Origin of the sequence: Paractinoplanes deccanensis, from assembly GCF_016862115.1 — a bacterium.
GTDB lineage: Bacteria > Actinomycetota > Actinomycetes > Mycobacteriales > Micromonosporaceae > Actinoplanes > Actinoplanes deccanensis.
Genome location: NZ_BOMI01000210.1, coordinates 1 through 14,409, shown reverse-complemented (window position 1 = coordinate 14,409; position 14,409 = coordinate 1). Strand labels below are relative to the sequence as shown.

Annotated in this window: 12 protein-coding genes and 1 pseudogene; 12 read left to right on the top strand and 1 reads right to left on the bottom strand. The window is 68.3% G+C overall.

Features of this window, described 5'->3' with window-relative positions; genetic code table 11:
- Positions 1 to 31: 31 nt before the first annotated feature.
- Positions 32 to 736, bottom strand: a complete 705-nt coding sequence (locus Ade02nite_RS47785; RefSeq protein WP_203778093.1) for a response regulator transcription factor — start codon at positions 734 to 736, stop codon at positions 32 to 34.
- An 82-nt stretch (positions 737 to 818) separates the two neighbouring features.
- On the opposite strand from Ade02nite_RS47785, the gene Ade02nite_RS47780 reads away from it, so the two are divergent.
- The 12 genes and pseudogenes from Ade02nite_RS47780 to Ade02nite_RS47730 all read left to right on the top strand — a co-directional run bounded on the left by Ade02nite_RS47780 (position 819) and on the right by Ade02nite_RS47730 (position 14,163).
- Positions 819 to 2,174: a sensor histidine kinase gene (locus Ade02nite_RS47780; protein WP_239169611.1), complete on the top strand. Its 1,356-nt coding sequence runs from the start codon at positions 819 to 821 to the stop codon at positions 2,172 to 2,174.
- Positions 2,175 to 2,199: 25 nt separating this feature from the next.
- Complete coding sequence (locus tag Ade02nite_RS47775) at positions 2,200 to 3,810, top strand: phosphatidylglycerol lysyltransferase domain-containing protein (protein WP_203778092.1); 1,611 nt, start codon at positions 2,200 to 2,202, stop codon at positions 3,808 to 3,810.
- Positions 3,807 to 4,424 (top strand): DedA family protein, encoded by a 618-nt coding sequence (locus Ade02nite_RS47770; protein ID WP_203778091.1) that lies wholly within the window; start codon positions 3,807 to 3,809, stop codon positions 4,422 to 4,424. Before Ade02nite_RS47775 ends, Ade02nite_RS47770 begins: the two co-directional genes overlap by 4 nt.
- Positions 4,425 to 4,443: 19 nt before the next feature.
- A complete protein-coding gene (locus Ade02nite_RS47765) occupies positions 4,444 to 5,688 on the top strand; it encodes a cation:proton antiporter domain-containing protein (RefSeq protein WP_203778090.1) in 1,245 nt (414 codons plus the stop codon).
- 101 nt (positions 5,689 to 5,789) lie between these two features.
- A complete protein-coding gene (locus tag Ade02nite_RS50145) occupies positions 5,790 to 7,169 on the top strand; it encodes an RHS repeat domain-containing protein (RefSeq protein ID WP_239169610.1) in 1,380 nt (459 codons plus the stop codon).
- Positions 7,170 to 7,171: 2 nt separating this feature from the next.
- Positions 7,172 to 8,215 carry an RHS repeat-associated core domain-containing protein gene (locus tag Ade02nite_RS50140; protein WP_307871264.1) on the top strand — a complete coding sequence of 348 codons (1,044 nt, stop codon included), beginning with the start codon at positions 7,172 to 7,174 and terminating at the stop codon, positions 8,213 to 8,215.
- Between the two features lie 37 nt (positions 8,216 to 8,252).
- Positions 8,253 to 8,750: a hypothetical protein gene (locus Ade02nite_RS47755; protein ID WP_203778088.1), complete on the top strand. Its 498-nt coding sequence runs from the start codon at positions 8,253 to 8,255 to the stop codon at positions 8,748 to 8,750.
- Between the two features lie 377 nt (positions 8,751 to 9,127).
- Positions 9,128 to 9,820, top strand: a pseudogene (locus Ade02nite_RS50135) (TnsA-like heteromeric transposase endonuclease subunit).
- Positions 9,820 to 11,853, top strand: coding sequence for a TnsB C-terminal domain-containing protein (locus tag Ade02nite_RS47740; RefSeq protein WP_203778112.1), 2,034 nt, complete (start codon positions 9,820 to 9,822; stop codon positions 11,851 to 11,853). Before Ade02nite_RS50135 ends, Ade02nite_RS47740 begins: the two are co-directional and overlap by 1 nt.
- Before the next feature lie 8 nt (positions 11,854 to 11,861).
- Positions 11,862 to 12,986, top strand: coding sequence for an ATP-binding protein (locus Ade02nite_RS47735; RefSeq protein ID WP_239169609.1), 1,125 nt, complete (start codon positions 11,862 to 11,864; stop codon positions 12,984 to 12,986).
- The gene (locus Ade02nite_RS50130) at positions 12,983 to 13,981 is read left to right on the top strand and encodes a TniQ family protein (RefSeq protein ID WP_239169608.1); all 999 of its coding nucleotides are present in this window, start codon (positions 12,983 to 12,985) and stop codon (positions 13,979 to 13,981) included. The genes Ade02nite_RS47735 and Ade02nite_RS50130 overlap by 4 nt, the downstream gene beginning before the upstream one ends.
- Positions 13,927 to 14,163, top strand: a complete 237-nt coding sequence (locus Ade02nite_RS47730) for a transposase (RefSeq protein ID WP_379038639.1) — start codon at positions 13,927 to 13,929, stop codon at positions 14,161 to 14,163. The genes Ade02nite_RS50130 and Ade02nite_RS47730 overlap by 55 nt, the downstream gene beginning before the upstream one ends.
- Positions 14,164 to 14,409 lie beyond the last annotated feature (246 nt).

Genomic DNA, 14,409 nt, shown 5'->3' with positions numbered 1-14,409 from the left:
CTGGTCGGCCGAACCTAAGAATTTCCTGAATTCAGCGGCTCTTCAGGTCGGCGTCCGTAGCGTCCGCCGCATGGTCAGCCACCCGATATCCGGCGCCGCGGACGGTCTCGATCCGCTCCCGGCCGATCTTCTTGCGCAGATAGCCGATGTAGACCTCCACGATGTTGGGATCGCCGTCGAAGTGGGCGTCCCACACGTTCTCCAGGATCGCGGTCTTGGTCATCGCCTGCCCGGGGTGGCGCATCAGGAACTCGAGCATGGCGAACTCGCGGGGAGTGACCGTGACCGGCTGACCCGCGAGGCGGACCTGGCGTTCGGCCGGGTCGAGGGTCAGCTCGCCCGAGCGGAGCACGGCCGGGCGTTCGGGCGCGCCGCGGCGGATCAGCGCGCGCAGCCGGGCGATCAGCACGACGAACGCGAACGGCTTCACCAGGTAGTCGTCGGCGCCGAGATCGAGCGCGTCGGCCTGGTCGTAGTCACCGTCCTTGGCGGTGAGCATGAGGATGGGCGTCCAGACGCCGCGCCCGCGCAACTGCCGGCACACCTCGTAGCCGCTGAGCCCGGGCAGCATGATGTCCAGCATGATCACGTCGTAGGCGCCGTGCGGGCTCTCGGTGGCCGTCCACAGCCCGTCCACCCCGTCGTGGACCAGGTCGACCGTGAACCCCTGCGCGGTGAGCCCGTCACGGATCGTCTCCGCCATCGTGACCTCGTCCTCGACCACCAGCACCCGCATGCCGTCTCCCCCGTCCCGCCTGCCGACCGCTCAGAATGCGCGGCGGCACCTGAAGAACAGCTGAAGAGCTAGCGTGACCGCTATGCCCCTTTTCCTCAGGTTACGGCGGCGGCTCGGCGTGCGGATGCGCTCCGCGCTGGCCGCCGGCGTCGTGGTGGCCGTCGCCTCGATCATCGCCGGCGGCATCCTGCTGGTCACCGCCCGAGGGCTGCTGCTCGACGACGTGCGCAGTGCCGCCGACGACCGGGCCGACCAGGTGGCGGCGGCCGTCACCTCCGGTGACGCGGTCGCCCTCAGATTCGCGCTGCGCGAGGACTCGTGGGGCAGCCTCGTCCAGGTGACGGACACGGCCGGCACCGTCGTCGCGAGGTCCGGCGCGTCAAGCACCCCGTTGTCGGCGCTGCGCCCGGCGGCGGGACACGACGCGTACGAGAAGACCCAGAACTTCTGGATCCAGGCGACCGGCGTCTCAACACCGTCGGGTGAGCGGATCGTCGTGGTCGCAGTGTCTCTGGAGCTGGTGCGCTACGGCACCCGGGCCATCGTGACAGCACTGCTCGTGGGCCTGCCGCTGCTGGCCGCGCTGGTCGGTGTGGCGGTGTTCTTCTTCGTGGGGCGCACGCTGCGACCGGTGGAGGCGATGCGCGGGCGTGCGGCGTCGATCACCGCGAGCAACCTGCACGCCCGCCTGCCGGTGCCGCTCGCCGAGGACGAGATCGCCGCGCTGGCCCGGACCATGAACACGATGCTCGACCGGATCGAGGCCTCCGCGAGCGCGCAGCGGCGCTTCGTGGCCGACGCCAGCCACGAGCTGCGCAGCCCGCTGACCACGATCCACGCCAACGCCGACCTGCTGGCCGGGGTGGCCGGGCTGGGCGAGGCACCGGCCCGCTCGGTGCGGCGCATCCACCAGGAGAGCGCGCGGATGTCGCGCCTGGTCGACGACTTGCTGCTGCTCGCCCGGTCCGACGATCAGGAGCTTGCGGTACGCCGGGAGGACGTCGACCTCGACGATCTGGTCTACGCCGAGCGGGACCGGATCACCGTCGAGCATCCCGAGCTGCACATCCAGGGCAACGTCGACCCCGTGCGCGTCTCCGGCGACCGGGATCAGCTCGCGCGGGTGCTGCGCAATCTGACCGACAATTCGCTTCGGTACGCCCGGAGCACCGTCACCGTCAGTTTGACCGCGGGCCGGGGCTTCGCGGAGATCGTGGTCGGCAACGACGGTCCCCCGATCGCGCCGGAGAACCGCGAGCGGGTCTTCGACCGGTTCGTCCGCCTGGACGACAGCCGGTCGCGGGGCAGCGGCGGCACCGGGCTCGGGCTGGCCATCGCCCGCGAGATCACCCTCGCTCACGGAGGCACGCTGGAAGTCCTCGATCTGCGCGAGGGCGCCGCCATGCGGGTGCGCATCCCCACTTTCAACGAATCTTAAGGTTGCCGCTCCTACCTTCGAGGCCATGAAGATCTCGACCACGACGCTGACGGCGCGGTCGGTGCAGTTCGTCGGCCTGGTCAACCTGCTGTCGTCGCTGACCCCGGCCCTGCACCACCGGTTCGCCGTGCTCAGCGACCTCGTGCCGACCGCGGGCATGGTCACCGCCCGCGCGGCCACCGCCGCGGTCGGCGTGCTGCTGATCTACCTGGGGGCGGGACTGCGGCGGGGCCAGCGCCGGGCGTGGCAGCTGGCCCTAGCCCTGGCCACGCTCAGCATGGCGCTGCATGCGCTGAAGGGCCTGATCGTGCCCACCGTGCTGGCCGCCGCCCTCGCGGCGCTGCTGATCGTCAAGCGGCACCGGTTCGCCGCCGGCGGCGACCCCCGTGACCGCGTGCGGGCGTGGCGGGCCGCCGCGTTGTTTCTCGGGACTGGGTTCGTGGTCGGGCTCGTGCTCGTCGCGGTGCACGGCGGCGGGTCGGCCGTGCGCCGGATCGAGCACGTGGCGCTCGGCCTTCTCGGTGTGCACGGCCCGCTGCTGGGCGACGCCGCGGTCACCTACGCGACCGGCGCGTTCGGCATGCTCGCGCTCGCCTCGGTGGTGCTTCTGCTGCTGCGGCCGAGCGCCGGGCCGGCGCCCGCTTCGGCCGACGAGACCCGGCTGCGTGAGACGATCGAGCGGTACGGCGACGACGACTCGCTCGGCTATTTCGCGCTGCGCCGGGACAAGACGCTGGTGTGGGCGCCGTCCGGCAAGGCGGCCGTCGCCTACCGCGTGGTCAACGGGGTCAGCCTCGCCTCGGGCGACCCCATCGGCATCGTCTCCGAATGGCCGCAGGCCATCGCCGCCTGGCGGGCCGAATGCGCCCGCCACGGCTGGACCCCGGCCGTCATCGCCTGCGGCCCGGTGGGCGCAAAGGCGTACAGCAAAGCGGGTCTCGATGTCTTGACTCTCGGCGACGAGGCAATCCTCGACGTGCCCGGGTTCTCGCTCGACGGGCGCAGCATGCGCGCGGTGCGGCAGGCGGTGGCCCGGATGCGCCGCGCCGGCTTCGGCTGCCGGATCGTGCGCCAGCGCGACCTCTCCCCCGCCGAGCTGGCCGAGGTCATCGCGTGCGCGGACGCCCTGCGCGACGGCAAGGCCGAGCGCGGCTATTCGATGGCCCTGTCCCGGCTGGGCGACCCGCAGGACGGTGACTGCCTGCTAGTGCTGTGCCACGACGACACCGGGCGGCTGCGCGGTGTGCTGAACTTCGTCCCGTGGGGCCGCACCGGCCTGTCGCTCGACCTCATGCGCGGCGACCGCACCGCCCCCAACGGCCTCACCGAACTCATGATCGTCACGGCCGTCGAGCACGCGGCGGCGGCCGGCCTCACCCGGATCTCGCTGAACTTCGCCGTGCTGCGCGAGGTCTTCGCCCGCGGCGAACAGCTGGGCGCGGGCCCGTTCACCCGGATCGGCTACCGCGCCCTGATGGTCGCCTCGCGGGTGTGGCAGCTGGAGTCGCTCTACCGCGCCAACGCCAAGTTCCAGCCCGACTGGCAGCCCCGCTACCTCTGCTACCCGTCCGCCCGCCACCTGCCCCGCGTCACCGTCGCCGCGATGAACGCCGAACTGACCGGAGCCAAGTCATGAACCAGCTGCTGACCCTCGCCTCCAGCGCGCCCGCCTGGCTCGCCTACCTCGTCATCGGGCTGCTCGCCTTCGTCGAGTCGGCCGCCTTCGTCGGCCTGGTCTTCCCCGGCGAGGCCGCCCTACTGCTCGGCGGCGTCCTCGCCGGCACCGGCCACCTCGACCTGCCAGTCCTGCTGAGCATCGCCATCGTCGCGGCGATCCTCGGGGACTCCGCGGGTTACGAGATCGGCCGGTTCGGCGGCGATGCCATCAAGTCGAGCCGGCCCGGCCGCCTCATCGGCGAGAAGCGCTGGGCGAAAGCGGAGGCCTTCACCCGCAAGCACGGCAACTGGGCGGTGGTCGCCGGCCGCTGGGTCGGCCTGATGCGCGCCCTGGTCCCAGCCCTGGCCGGGATGACGCTCATGCCGTACCGCAAATTCCTGCTCTTCAACGCGATCGGCGGCTCCCTGTGGGCCACGGCGGTGGTCCTCGGCGGCTACTTCGCCGGGACGTCGTGGCGTCAACTCGAAAGCGCCCTGGGCAGCGTCTCGACCGTGGCCGTGGGCGCGGCGGCGGCCGGCGTGGCGCTGTTCGTCCTGCTCCGTCGCCGAACTTCCGCCCGGAGCCACGTCTAGGCATGCGAGGCTCGAACTCATGATCGCGAGCCTCGTGGTGATCGTGGCGGTCACCGGGGCCTGGTCACTCGTCGCCGGCCGCCTGGAGCGGTGGCACGTCCGCGCGCCCCTGGTGATGGTCGTGGCGGGCATCGTGACGGCCATCTTCACCAGTGCCTACGTCGACACCGTGAACTCGACAGTGGCCCAGCACGTGGCCGAGGTGATCCTGGCCGTCCTGCTCTTCGTCGACGCCACCGAGGTCCGCGGCGGCCGGCTCTTCGGCGACGAGCCGGGCCTGGCCGCCCGCGCCCTGCTGATCGCGATGCCCCTGAGCCTCGGGCTCGCCGTGCTGATCGGCTGGGTGCTGCTGCCGCCCAGTCTTTCCTGGGCCGCCCTGCTGGTGATCGCCTGCATCGTCGTGCCGATCGACCTGGCCCCGGCCGAGTCCCTGGTCCGCGACCGCCTCGTCCCGGCCCGCGTCCGTGAACTACTCAACGTCGAGAGCGGCTACAACGACGGCATCATGTCACCCGTCTTCCTGTTCGCGCTCATCCTCGCGGGCACCTCCTCGTCGGCCGACACCCCGCTGGAGGCGCTCGGCACAGCGGTCCCGAGCGCAGTGAAGGCGATCCTGGCCGGGGCGGGACTCGGCCTGCTGATCGCCGCGCTGATGAACCTCGCCGACCGGCACGGCTGGACCACCGGCCAATCCCGGCGCATCACCGTGGTGGCCGCCCCGCTGCTGGCCTACACCGCGACCGTGGCGATCAGCGGCAACGGCTTCGTAGCCGCCTTCGTCTGCGGCATCGCCTTCCGCTACCTGCGGCATGTGCGGCCGCGCCACCACGTCAAACAACGCACCCAGACGCCCGACCTGCAGCTGCTCGAGGACACCGCCGCCATGGCCACCATCGCCATGTGGTTCTACCTCGGCAACGCCGTCGTCCTGACCGTCCGCTACGGCGTCAGCTGGCAACTGGCGGTCTATTGCCTGGCCGTGCTAACCATCGTCCGCGTCGGGCCGATCCTGCTGTCGCTGCTGGGCTCTACGATGACCTGGCGGGAAAGGCTCGTCGTGGGAGCCGTGGGGCCGCGCGGCACCACCTCGATCGTCTTCGGCCTGCTCGCCTTCAACGACCTCCCCGAAGGCGAGCTCGCCGCCATTGCCCTCGCCACGATGACGATCACCGTCATCGCCAGCGTCCTGCTCCACGGACCAGGAGCCGTGGCAGTGGGGCGCCTACCGGAACGACTCCGCTCTGGCACTTCGCTCGTCGGCTAGTCAGCGCTCTGGCTCCTCAACGGCTTGGCCCGCCATATTGCGCCGCAGCACATCATGCAAACCATCCTAGGAACCTAACCTGAAATCGTAAAGTCAAGTGTTTGAAATCCATCCCGACGACCGCCAAAATTGGCCAGTCGGCGAAGGAACACCATCGGGCACCCTTAGCCGAGACCCAAAGACCGACTACCCTGGAAGGCGCGCCAGTTACCGACAACCCCTTCAATCAGATCACCACCTCGACGACCAGCGTGCAGTACATCAACAACGGCGCGCCGGTCGACGTCGAAGGCATCACATCCACCACCAGCTACGACTGGGACCTGCGCCAGCCCATCTCCAGCACCGTCGACCCGGACGGACTGAACCTGGTAACCGCCACCACCTACGACGCCACCACGGCTCTTGCTACATCCATGACCACACCAGAGGGCGCGGCGAGCACCAACACTGCCGCCACTCGCAAGACCACCTACTACCGGGCGGGGACCGGGTCCGGGTTCTCGGAGTGCGACGACCGAGCCGAATGGGCCAACCTCGTCTGCCGCGTTGATGTCGGCGGACAACCCGGAAGCGGCGCTCCGATTCCGGCGACCGTTACCACCTACGACATCTACAACCAGCCCCGCACCGTCACAGAAAAAGCTACCTCGACGCTGCGTACCACCACCGTTACCTACGACGCCGCAGGCCGTGTCAGCACTACCGCCCTCACTGCGGCCACCGGGCTTGGCGCAACCGTGCCTGTCACCCGGACGGTGTATGACCAGGGCACCGGCCAAGCGATCCGCACTCAATCGCTGATTGCCAACCAGGTAACCGCTGAACTGCTGCGGGGCTACGACACCCTTGGCCGACAGACCAGCTACACCGACGCCGACGGCGTCACCTCCACCACTACCTACGACGTGCTCGACCGGCCCGCTACGACAAACGACGGCAAAGCCACGCGCACCTATACCTACGACGGTGGCACCGAACGTCGAGGGCTGCTCACTGGCGTCAATGACGCCCAGGCTGGCGCCTTCACTGCCAACTACGACGCCGACGGCAACATCGCCACCGAAACCTGGCCCAACGGCATCACGATTAATCACTATCGAGACGAAGCCGGCCAGGCCTACGGCATTGAATACCTCGCCACCGCCGGATGCAGCAACAACTGCACCCTCTTCTCAGAGTGGGCGGGCTCCGACCTCGACGGCTCGATCCGCTACGACTCCAACAGCCTTTACAGCACCGGCTACGTATACGACCCGCCGGCCGCCTTACCTACGCCGCGCAAACCATCAACGGCCAGTGCACCATGCACAAGTACACCTTCGACGACGCCACCAACCGCACCAGCAAGACAATCTACGGGCCCGTCACCGGTGAATGCACCGACCAAAACCCAAGCGGCACCATCAATTGGACGTACGACAGCGCCAACCGTGTCATCGACACCGGCTACAGCTACGACGCCCTCGGCCGGACCCTGACCATGCCGTCGGCCGACACGTCCAATGCAGGCGGAAACACCACCGTCGCCTACCACAGCACCGACTTCGTCAAGAGCATCACCCAAAACGGCCGCACCACTAACTACACCCTCGACGTCAACGGCGGTCGCGTCCGGTCTTGGACGGACAGCAACGACGCCGCGACCCGCCTCAACCACTACTCCGGCGACGGAGACAGCCCCACCTGGACGCAGGAGAACACCAGCCGCTACACACGCACACTCGGCAGCACGAGCAGCCTTGCCGCCATCTACGACAGCAGCACCGGCACACCCACCTTCCAAATCACCAACCTGCACGGCGACCTCGTCGCCGCCATGGAAAACGCCACACCCGGACTTGCCTCCACTTCCATCGCGGACGAATACGGCAACCCCACCTCGGCATCCGCCACGGGCAAGCGCTACGGCTGGCTGGGCAACCCACAACGCGCCAGCGACAACCCGCCCGGACTCCTCCTCATGGGCGCCCGCCTATACAACCCGAGTACCGGCCGGTTCCTCCAGGTCGACCCTATCTATGGCGGCAGCTGCAACTCTTACGAATACACTTGCGCTGACCCCATCAACGCCTTTGACTTGACCGGAACAACCCGAGTGCGGGAGAGAAACACGCAGACCTGCACCAAGTATCTGTGCATCTCCATAAGGCGCATTTGTGACGTTGATCGCCGGTGTTCGATGAACTGGAACATGTCCTTCAGGAAGGATTTCAGGCAGGCATACATCCATGCAGGATGGAAGTGGACCATCTTCATCTCCGGCATTAAAGTATTTGCCGCGTCTTACAGTCACGCCGAGATGGGAACATACTTCTTCCATGGGTCATGGACTACGAACAACACCTCCAAAGGACGCGGATATTTCAAGTGCCTCGCGTGGAGTTGCCGCTTTGATCCCGACGACACGCTCGTATTCTCGGCTACCGGTACGGCGACCGTTCCTAAGCTCGGGCTCGTAGGATGGACGGGCGGCTCGACCCAGAAGCCGGGCGGCGGCTGGAGCCCTTGGAGTAATTATGGATGACGAGGTTCCCGGGGCGACATCGAGATATCGCGAGGCCATGACATTCGAGGACTGGCTGGCATATCTGGCCGGTGCCCCTGAGGCAGACTTTGATCTTCTGGACAACATGCAGTTGCAGAATTGGCTGCAAACGGTATATCGCGAGAATGGCGCCGCAACCCTGGAGTGGGTGCATAAACTCATGTTCGAGCAACGAAAGCGGCTGGCAGAAGACCTCGTGCGAGAACTGAAGCCGCACGCCGAGAGCGACGTAGGACCATTGGAAGACTTGTCCGTTCTCGTACCTGAACTGCCGGGAACCGATTTCCCCTCCGGCATCGTCACGGTGGGGGATGTTGCTATTCGCGGCTTAGATCCAGCCGAAGCTGGATTAGAGGTAGCTGACGGGGTTCAGACATTCATCGCCGATACTCGCTATGCCGTGTGGCCTTTATGCCCAGTGCACAGGCTCGGGTTACATCCGCATATGAGAGACAGCCGCCCTTCCTGGGTGTGTTCGCAAAAATCTCATGTAGTCTCGACAATCTATGGCTGACGACACCGGTCCATAGTTCGCTGTTGTAAGACACGGTCGTCGACCTGTGACCGCCAGGCCGACATTATGTGTCGAGCATCGGCTCTACCGTGAAATTAGGGAGGGCGCTGCCCGACTCAGCGCCCTCCCCCTTCTCTTGTGACGCGAGACGTACTTACAACGCCGGGATCCGCGCTTCGACCCCCGTCCATCGACTACTCAGCGTAGGTGGCGGATGCGGGTCGGCCGGCCGTCGTAACGGCGTGCCGACCGCCCACGTCCCCGAAAGGGAGTCGGCACCGTCCGACATAAGGTGGCACCTCCGGTACGGTGCCGGGGTGCTGCGCGCGGTATCAGGCCTGGGTGGGTCGCTGACGGCTGAGTTCGAGGTCGGGTTTATGGGCGTCGAACGGGCAGAGGTCAGGGCGTCCCTGATCGACTCGTCCGGGGTGCCGTTTGAGCTGGTCAAACCGGTACGCGGCTTCCCGTCCTACAAGCGGCAGCGCAACTTCCCGGGCCTGTGGTGGTCCTCGACGACCGGCGGTCACGTCGGGTATGAGTCGTGGCTGGAGCGTGACCACCTGATGCTGCTGGACTTCGACCCGGCGGTGGTCGGGATCGCCTCGCAACCGTTCTGGTTGTTCTGGGACGACGAGGCATCCGGCCGTCGCCGCTCGCACGCGCCGGACTACTTTGCGCGGCTGGCTGACGGGCGGGGCCTAGTGGTGGATTGACGGCCAGCCGAGCGGATCAAACCGCGCGACGCTGTGGCGTTCGCGCAGACCCGTCGGGCGTGTGAGCTGGTGGGCTGGGAATACCGGCTGGTTGGCGCGCCGGAGCCGGTGGCGGTGCGCAACGTGCGTTGGCTGGCCGGCTGTCGACATCCGCGTTATCGGTTGCCCGAGCAGGTGTCGGCCTTGCGCGAGGTGTTCGCCGAACCAGCGCCGTTGATGGACGGCGCCGCCGATGCCGGCGATCCGATCGCGGTGCTGCCGGTGTTGTTCCACCTGCTGTGGTGCGGTGAGCTGAGCTGCGATCTCGGAGTACGGATGCACGAGGCGACCGCGGTTACCGTCGTCGGGGCGTGCTGATGAGCGCCGGGCAGGTGCCGGTGCTACGCGTTGGCGAATGGGTGCGTTTCGACGGTGATGAGCATCAGGTGGTGGCGCTGGCCGGCACCTCGGTGCGGCTGCGCTCCCGCGGAGGGACCGCGCAGGTGGTGCTGCTGGGGTTCCTGCTCGCCGCCACCGACTTCGAGCTGCTCGACGGCCGGCAGACCGTGCCGGTGATGGAGCCGATCGGGCTGTTGGAGACCTTGCCGGGCGAGGTGCTCGAGCGGGCTCGCCGCTGGGAGCGGCACATCGTGGAGGTCGTCACCGGCCGGTCGCCGGACTCTCCGAAGACCGCGCCGCCGCGGGCGGGCTATGACCCAGCGTCGAGCACGGTGAAGGGTCGTGACGCGGCCAAGGCCGCCGAGCTGACCGCTTCGGGGCAGCCGACGTCGGCGCGCACTGTGACGCGGATGCGGCTGCGCTACGGCGAACAGGGTTTGTGGGGGCTGGTCGACCAGCGAGTGACTCGCGGCAGCGACCTGGTCGGCCGGGCCGACGAGCGTCTGGTGACGGCGGTTCTGGCTGAGCTGAACGCGCAGACGCACGCCTCGACGGGCACCCGCGGGCGCCTGATGCGCCGGGTGAGCGCGGCCCTGGACGCCGAGTACGGGCCCGGGGTGGTGCCGGTTCCGGGCCGGAGCGCGTTTTACGAGCTGATCGGCGTGCTCGCCAGCGGCCGGCATTCATTCGGCGCGGCGACGACCCGCCGAACGCTGGCCAACCGGCCGCCGGCACCGTTCACCCCCTCCCTGGCCACCCGTCCGGGCGAGCTGGTTCAGATCGACTCGACACTCTTGGACGTGATGGTCCTGCTGGACTCGGGCGTCCCTGGCCGACCGGAGCTGACGATGGTCGTCGACGTCGCGACCCGCACGATCGCCGCGGCGGTGTTGCGCCCGGCTGGCACCAAGGGTGTCGACGCGGCGCTGCTGCTGGCCCGCACGCTGGTCCCGGAGCCGATGCGCCCCGGCTGGTCGGCGGCACTGCGCATGTCCGCCTCGAGACTGCCGCACGCCCGGTTGCTCGACATTGACGCCCGGTTGCAAGCCGCGGCCGCTAAGCCGGTCATCGTCCCGGAGACCATCGTCATCGACCACGGCCGGGTGTTCGTCTCCGAGGTGTTCACCCGCGCCTGCGCTCGCCTTGGCGTTTCGATCCAGCCAGCCCGCAAGGGCACCCCGACTGACAAGCCGATCGTCGAGCGGCAGTTCTCCTCCATCGGCACCCTGTTCTGCCAGCACGTCGCCGGCTACACCGGCTACAACGTCATCCGCCGCGGCGACCGGATCACCGACGAACCGCTCTGGGGCTTGACTGAGCTGCAGGATCTGCTCGACGAGTGGATCGTCGCCGGATGGCAGCACCGCCCTCATGACGGGCTGCGCGATCCGCAGGCGCCCGGCCGGGCGTTCAGCCCGAACGACGCCTACGCCGCGATGGTCGCCGCGTCGGGTTACTTGCCCATGACGCTGTCCGGGCAGGACTACCTGGAGCTACTGCCGCTGCACTGGCGCCATATCAACGAGTACGGCATCACCATCGACTACCGCACCTACGACGGCGTCGCTCTACCCCACGGCAAGCGTTCCACCGTCGCCGAACAGGGCGGCCGCTGGGAGGTCCGCTACGACCCTTACGACCTTTCACATGTCTACGTCCGCACCCCGGCGCGCTGGATCACCGCGGCCTGGACCCACCTGCCGATGGTCGGCGCGCCGTTCGCCGACTTCACCTGGCGCCACGCCCGTCGGATGGCCGCCGCCCGCGGTTTGCCCGGCGACAACGAGACCGAGGTCGCCCGGGTCCTTGACCAGTTGCTCACCCGCGCCGGCAACGGACCGGTGGACAAAACCACGGCCCGTGTTGCCGCGCGCACCCGGGCGGCACGGCGCCCGACACTGCCCGATGCGCAGATCATCGACCGGCCCGTCGCCGCGCCCGCCGTCGATCCGGCCCCAGCGGTGCCGTTCGGGCTGTTCGACGTCGACGCCGAGGCCGAGCGGTGGCGATGACCCGCGGCATGGCCGTCGTCCTGTCACCGGCCGCCCAGCGCTTTGCCCGCCAACGTCCCTACAAGCCGAGAGGCAAGGGCCCCGCCGTGATGGAGCACCTGCGCCAGCTCGACCAGGATCAGGAGGTTCTGGCCGATGAGCCTCTGACCACCAAGGAGGGCTGGGCACGGTTCGTCGCCCGCCGGCCCGCCCCACCCGCCGCCGGCGACGGAGTCGACACCGGCGATGCGCGCATCGACTACCTGTCCGAGTTGGTCATGCTCAACACCCCGGTCGTTGCCGAGGTCGTGGCTACCGCGCGGCGTCTGGTGCTGCTCAATCGACGTCAGCTGTCCGCCCGCCGCGGGCTGATCGTCACTGGCGTCCCGGGCACCGGCAAGACCACCGCGATCACCGCGCTGGGCCGCACCCATGAAGTCGCGGTGCGTCGCAGGCAGCCGCACGAGCCGCACCGGGTGCCGGTCGTCTATGTCACGGTCCCCCCTGCTGCCACGCCACGGATGCTGGCCGTTGAGTTCGCTAGGTTCTTTGGTCTGCCCGTCGCGGCCCGCGCGAATATCACCGATGTGACCAACGCCGTCTGCGCCACTGCCGGGCACGTCGGCGTCGAGCTGGTCCTGGTCGACGAGGTGCACAACCTCAACCTCGCCACCCGGGCCGGAGCTGAGGTGTCCGACCAGCTTAAATACTTCGCCGAGCGGCTGCCCGCGACGTTCGTCTACGCCGGAGTCGACGTCGAACGGGTCGGGCTGTTCGCTGGACCTCGCGGCCAGCAGATCGCCAGCCGCTTCACCACCATCCCTACCACCGCATTCGCCTACGGCACCTCCGAGCAGCGTGCTCTCTGGCGCGCCTTGGTCGCCAGCATGGAAGCCACCTTGTCGTTGCGCGATCACCAGCCGGGAACGCTCGCCGCGCTCGACGAGTACCTGCATCGGCGCACCGCCGGCATGATCGGGAGCTTGTCGCACCTGGCTCGCGGCGCCGCTATCGACGCCATCCTCGACGGCACCGAACATCTCACCCGCGCGCACCTCGACCGGGTCCGCCTCGACCACGCTGCCGACGCATACGCCGCGGCCCATCCCGCCCACATGCCAGCCCGGCGGGCGGCGGCCAACACGACCGCATGATCACACAGCTGCCCATCACGGTCCGACCGGCGCAGCAGGAAACCGTCACCTCCTATGTCCGGCGGCTCGCTGCATTGCATGCCGTCCCCTACGCAGACCTGTGGAAACACCTCAGCGCGCCACCGCGTTACGGCGGCACCAGCAAACGACGCGGGATCATCGTCGCCGAGCGACTCGCCGCCGCCACCGGACGGCCGCTGTCCCAACTCGAGCGCGCGATGCCCGAGCTGCGCGACCCCGCCCCTGACTGGCGGCAACTGCGTCACCTTCCCCAACGTGCCTGCCCCAACTGCACCGCACGGCATTCCGGCGGAGCGGTCGTCCGACTCTTCGCCCACCACGAGTTCGTCTGCACCCGCCACGGCTACTGGATCGGCCCGCCGCTGCCCACCGCTCCGGACTTGCCGCCGCGGCAACTCGCCCGTCTGGTCCCCGAACTCGTCGCCGCCCAACGGCACCACACAAAGCTGCTGCGCCACCGTGGTTGGCAGCACGTCTTCAACGCCTTTGAGGTCTGCATCGCCGTCTGCATCGACCAGCGCTTTTACGAGCCCCTAGAAGCGCCCCTACGCCGCTGCTGGCAGCAACGCATCGACCAGCTCATCCCAACCCGGAGCTGGTTCAACACCTCAGTGTTCCTCGCGGCGTTCTACCCCGAGATCGTCAACCTCGCCCGACTGTTCTGCACACCCGACTGGCGCGACATTGCCCGCCAGGCACTGAGCTCCGCAGACGCCCGCCAGGTCATCGCCGCCGAGATCAGCCGCGTCATCGGACGCGAACCACGCCCCCTTTTGGGCCTGCCCCGTTTTGACGGACATCCGAGATCAGGGGACCTGGGGTCTCCGGGAGGATGTCCAGCATCATGGAGAGCGTGGGGAAGAAGCGATCGAGGCCGAGGCGGGCGTTCACGCCTGAGTTCAAGGCCGAGATCGTCGAGTTGTGTCAGCGGGGTGACCGCACGGTTGGGCAGGTCGCGAAGGATTTCGATCTGACCGAGACCGCGGTGCGGCAGTGGGTCAAGCAGGCTGAACTCGATGCCGGCACCCGGTCCGACGGGCTGACCTCGGATGAGCGGGCGGAGCTGGCTCGGCTGCGGGCGGAGAACCGCCGCCTGCAGCAGGACGTCGAGATTTTGAAGCGGGCAACGGCTTTCTTCGCATTATTGCCATCATGATCGATGTCCGGTGGGGTTCGCTCATTTCTTCGCTGCCCCGGCCAGCTGCTGGTGGCTTGTCCCTGATGTGCTGCCCTGCCGGATGCCCGCGCCCGAATCGGGAGTGGCTTGATAGGAGCCTGCTCACGCTGAAATAAGGCATGCCCCCTGCTCCGGGCTGCGGGGTAACGATCCCTCGGCAGGCAAGGAAGGTGACATGCCGGTAGTCGGCGTCGACGCTCACAAGAAGACGCACACCCTCGTCGC

What these genes read in the sequence shown, in the direction of transcription:
- Ade02nite_RS47785 (WP_203778093.1), bottom strand. Translation starts at nt 736, where the DNA reads ATGCGGGTGCTGGTGGTCGAGGACGAGGTCACGATGGCGGAGACGATC.
- Ade02nite_RS47780 (WP_239169611.1), top strand. Translation starts at nt 819, where the DNA reads ATGCCCCTTTTCCTCAGGTTACGGCGGCGGCTCGGCGTGCGGATGCGC.
- Ade02nite_RS47775 (WP_203778092.1), top strand. Translation starts at nt 2,200, where the DNA reads ATGAAGATCTCGACCACGACGCTGACGGCGCGGTCGGTGCAGTTCGTC.
- Ade02nite_RS47770 (WP_203778091.1), top strand. Translation starts at nt 3,807, where the DNA reads ATGAACCAGCTGCTGACCCTCGCCTCCAGCGCGCCCGCCTGGCTCGCC.
- Ade02nite_RS47765 (WP_203778090.1), top strand. Translation starts at nt 4,444, where the DNA reads ATGATCGCGAGCCTCGTGGTGATCGTGGCGGTCACCGGGGCCTGGTCA.
- Ade02nite_RS50140 (WP_307871264.1), top strand. Translation starts at nt 7,172, where the DNA reads ATGCCGTCGGCCGACACGTCCAATGCAGGCGGAAACACCACCGTCGCC.
- Ade02nite_RS47755 (WP_203778088.1), top strand. Translation starts at nt 8,253, where the DNA reads ATGACATTCGAGGACTGGCTGGCATATCTGGCCGGTGCCCCTGAGGCA.
- Ade02nite_RS47740 (WP_203778112.1), top strand. Translation starts at nt 9,820, where the DNA reads ATGAGCGCCGGGCAGGTGCCGGTGCTACGCGTTGGCGAATGGGTGCGT.
- Ade02nite_RS47735 (WP_239169609.1), top strand. Translation starts at nt 11,862, where the DNA reads ATGGCCGTCGTCCTGTCACCGGCCGCCCAGCGCTTTGCCCGCCAACGT.
- Ade02nite_RS50130 (WP_239169608.1), top strand. Translation starts at nt 12,983, where the DNA reads ATGATCACACAGCTGCCCATCACGGTCCGACCGGCGCAGCAGGAAACC.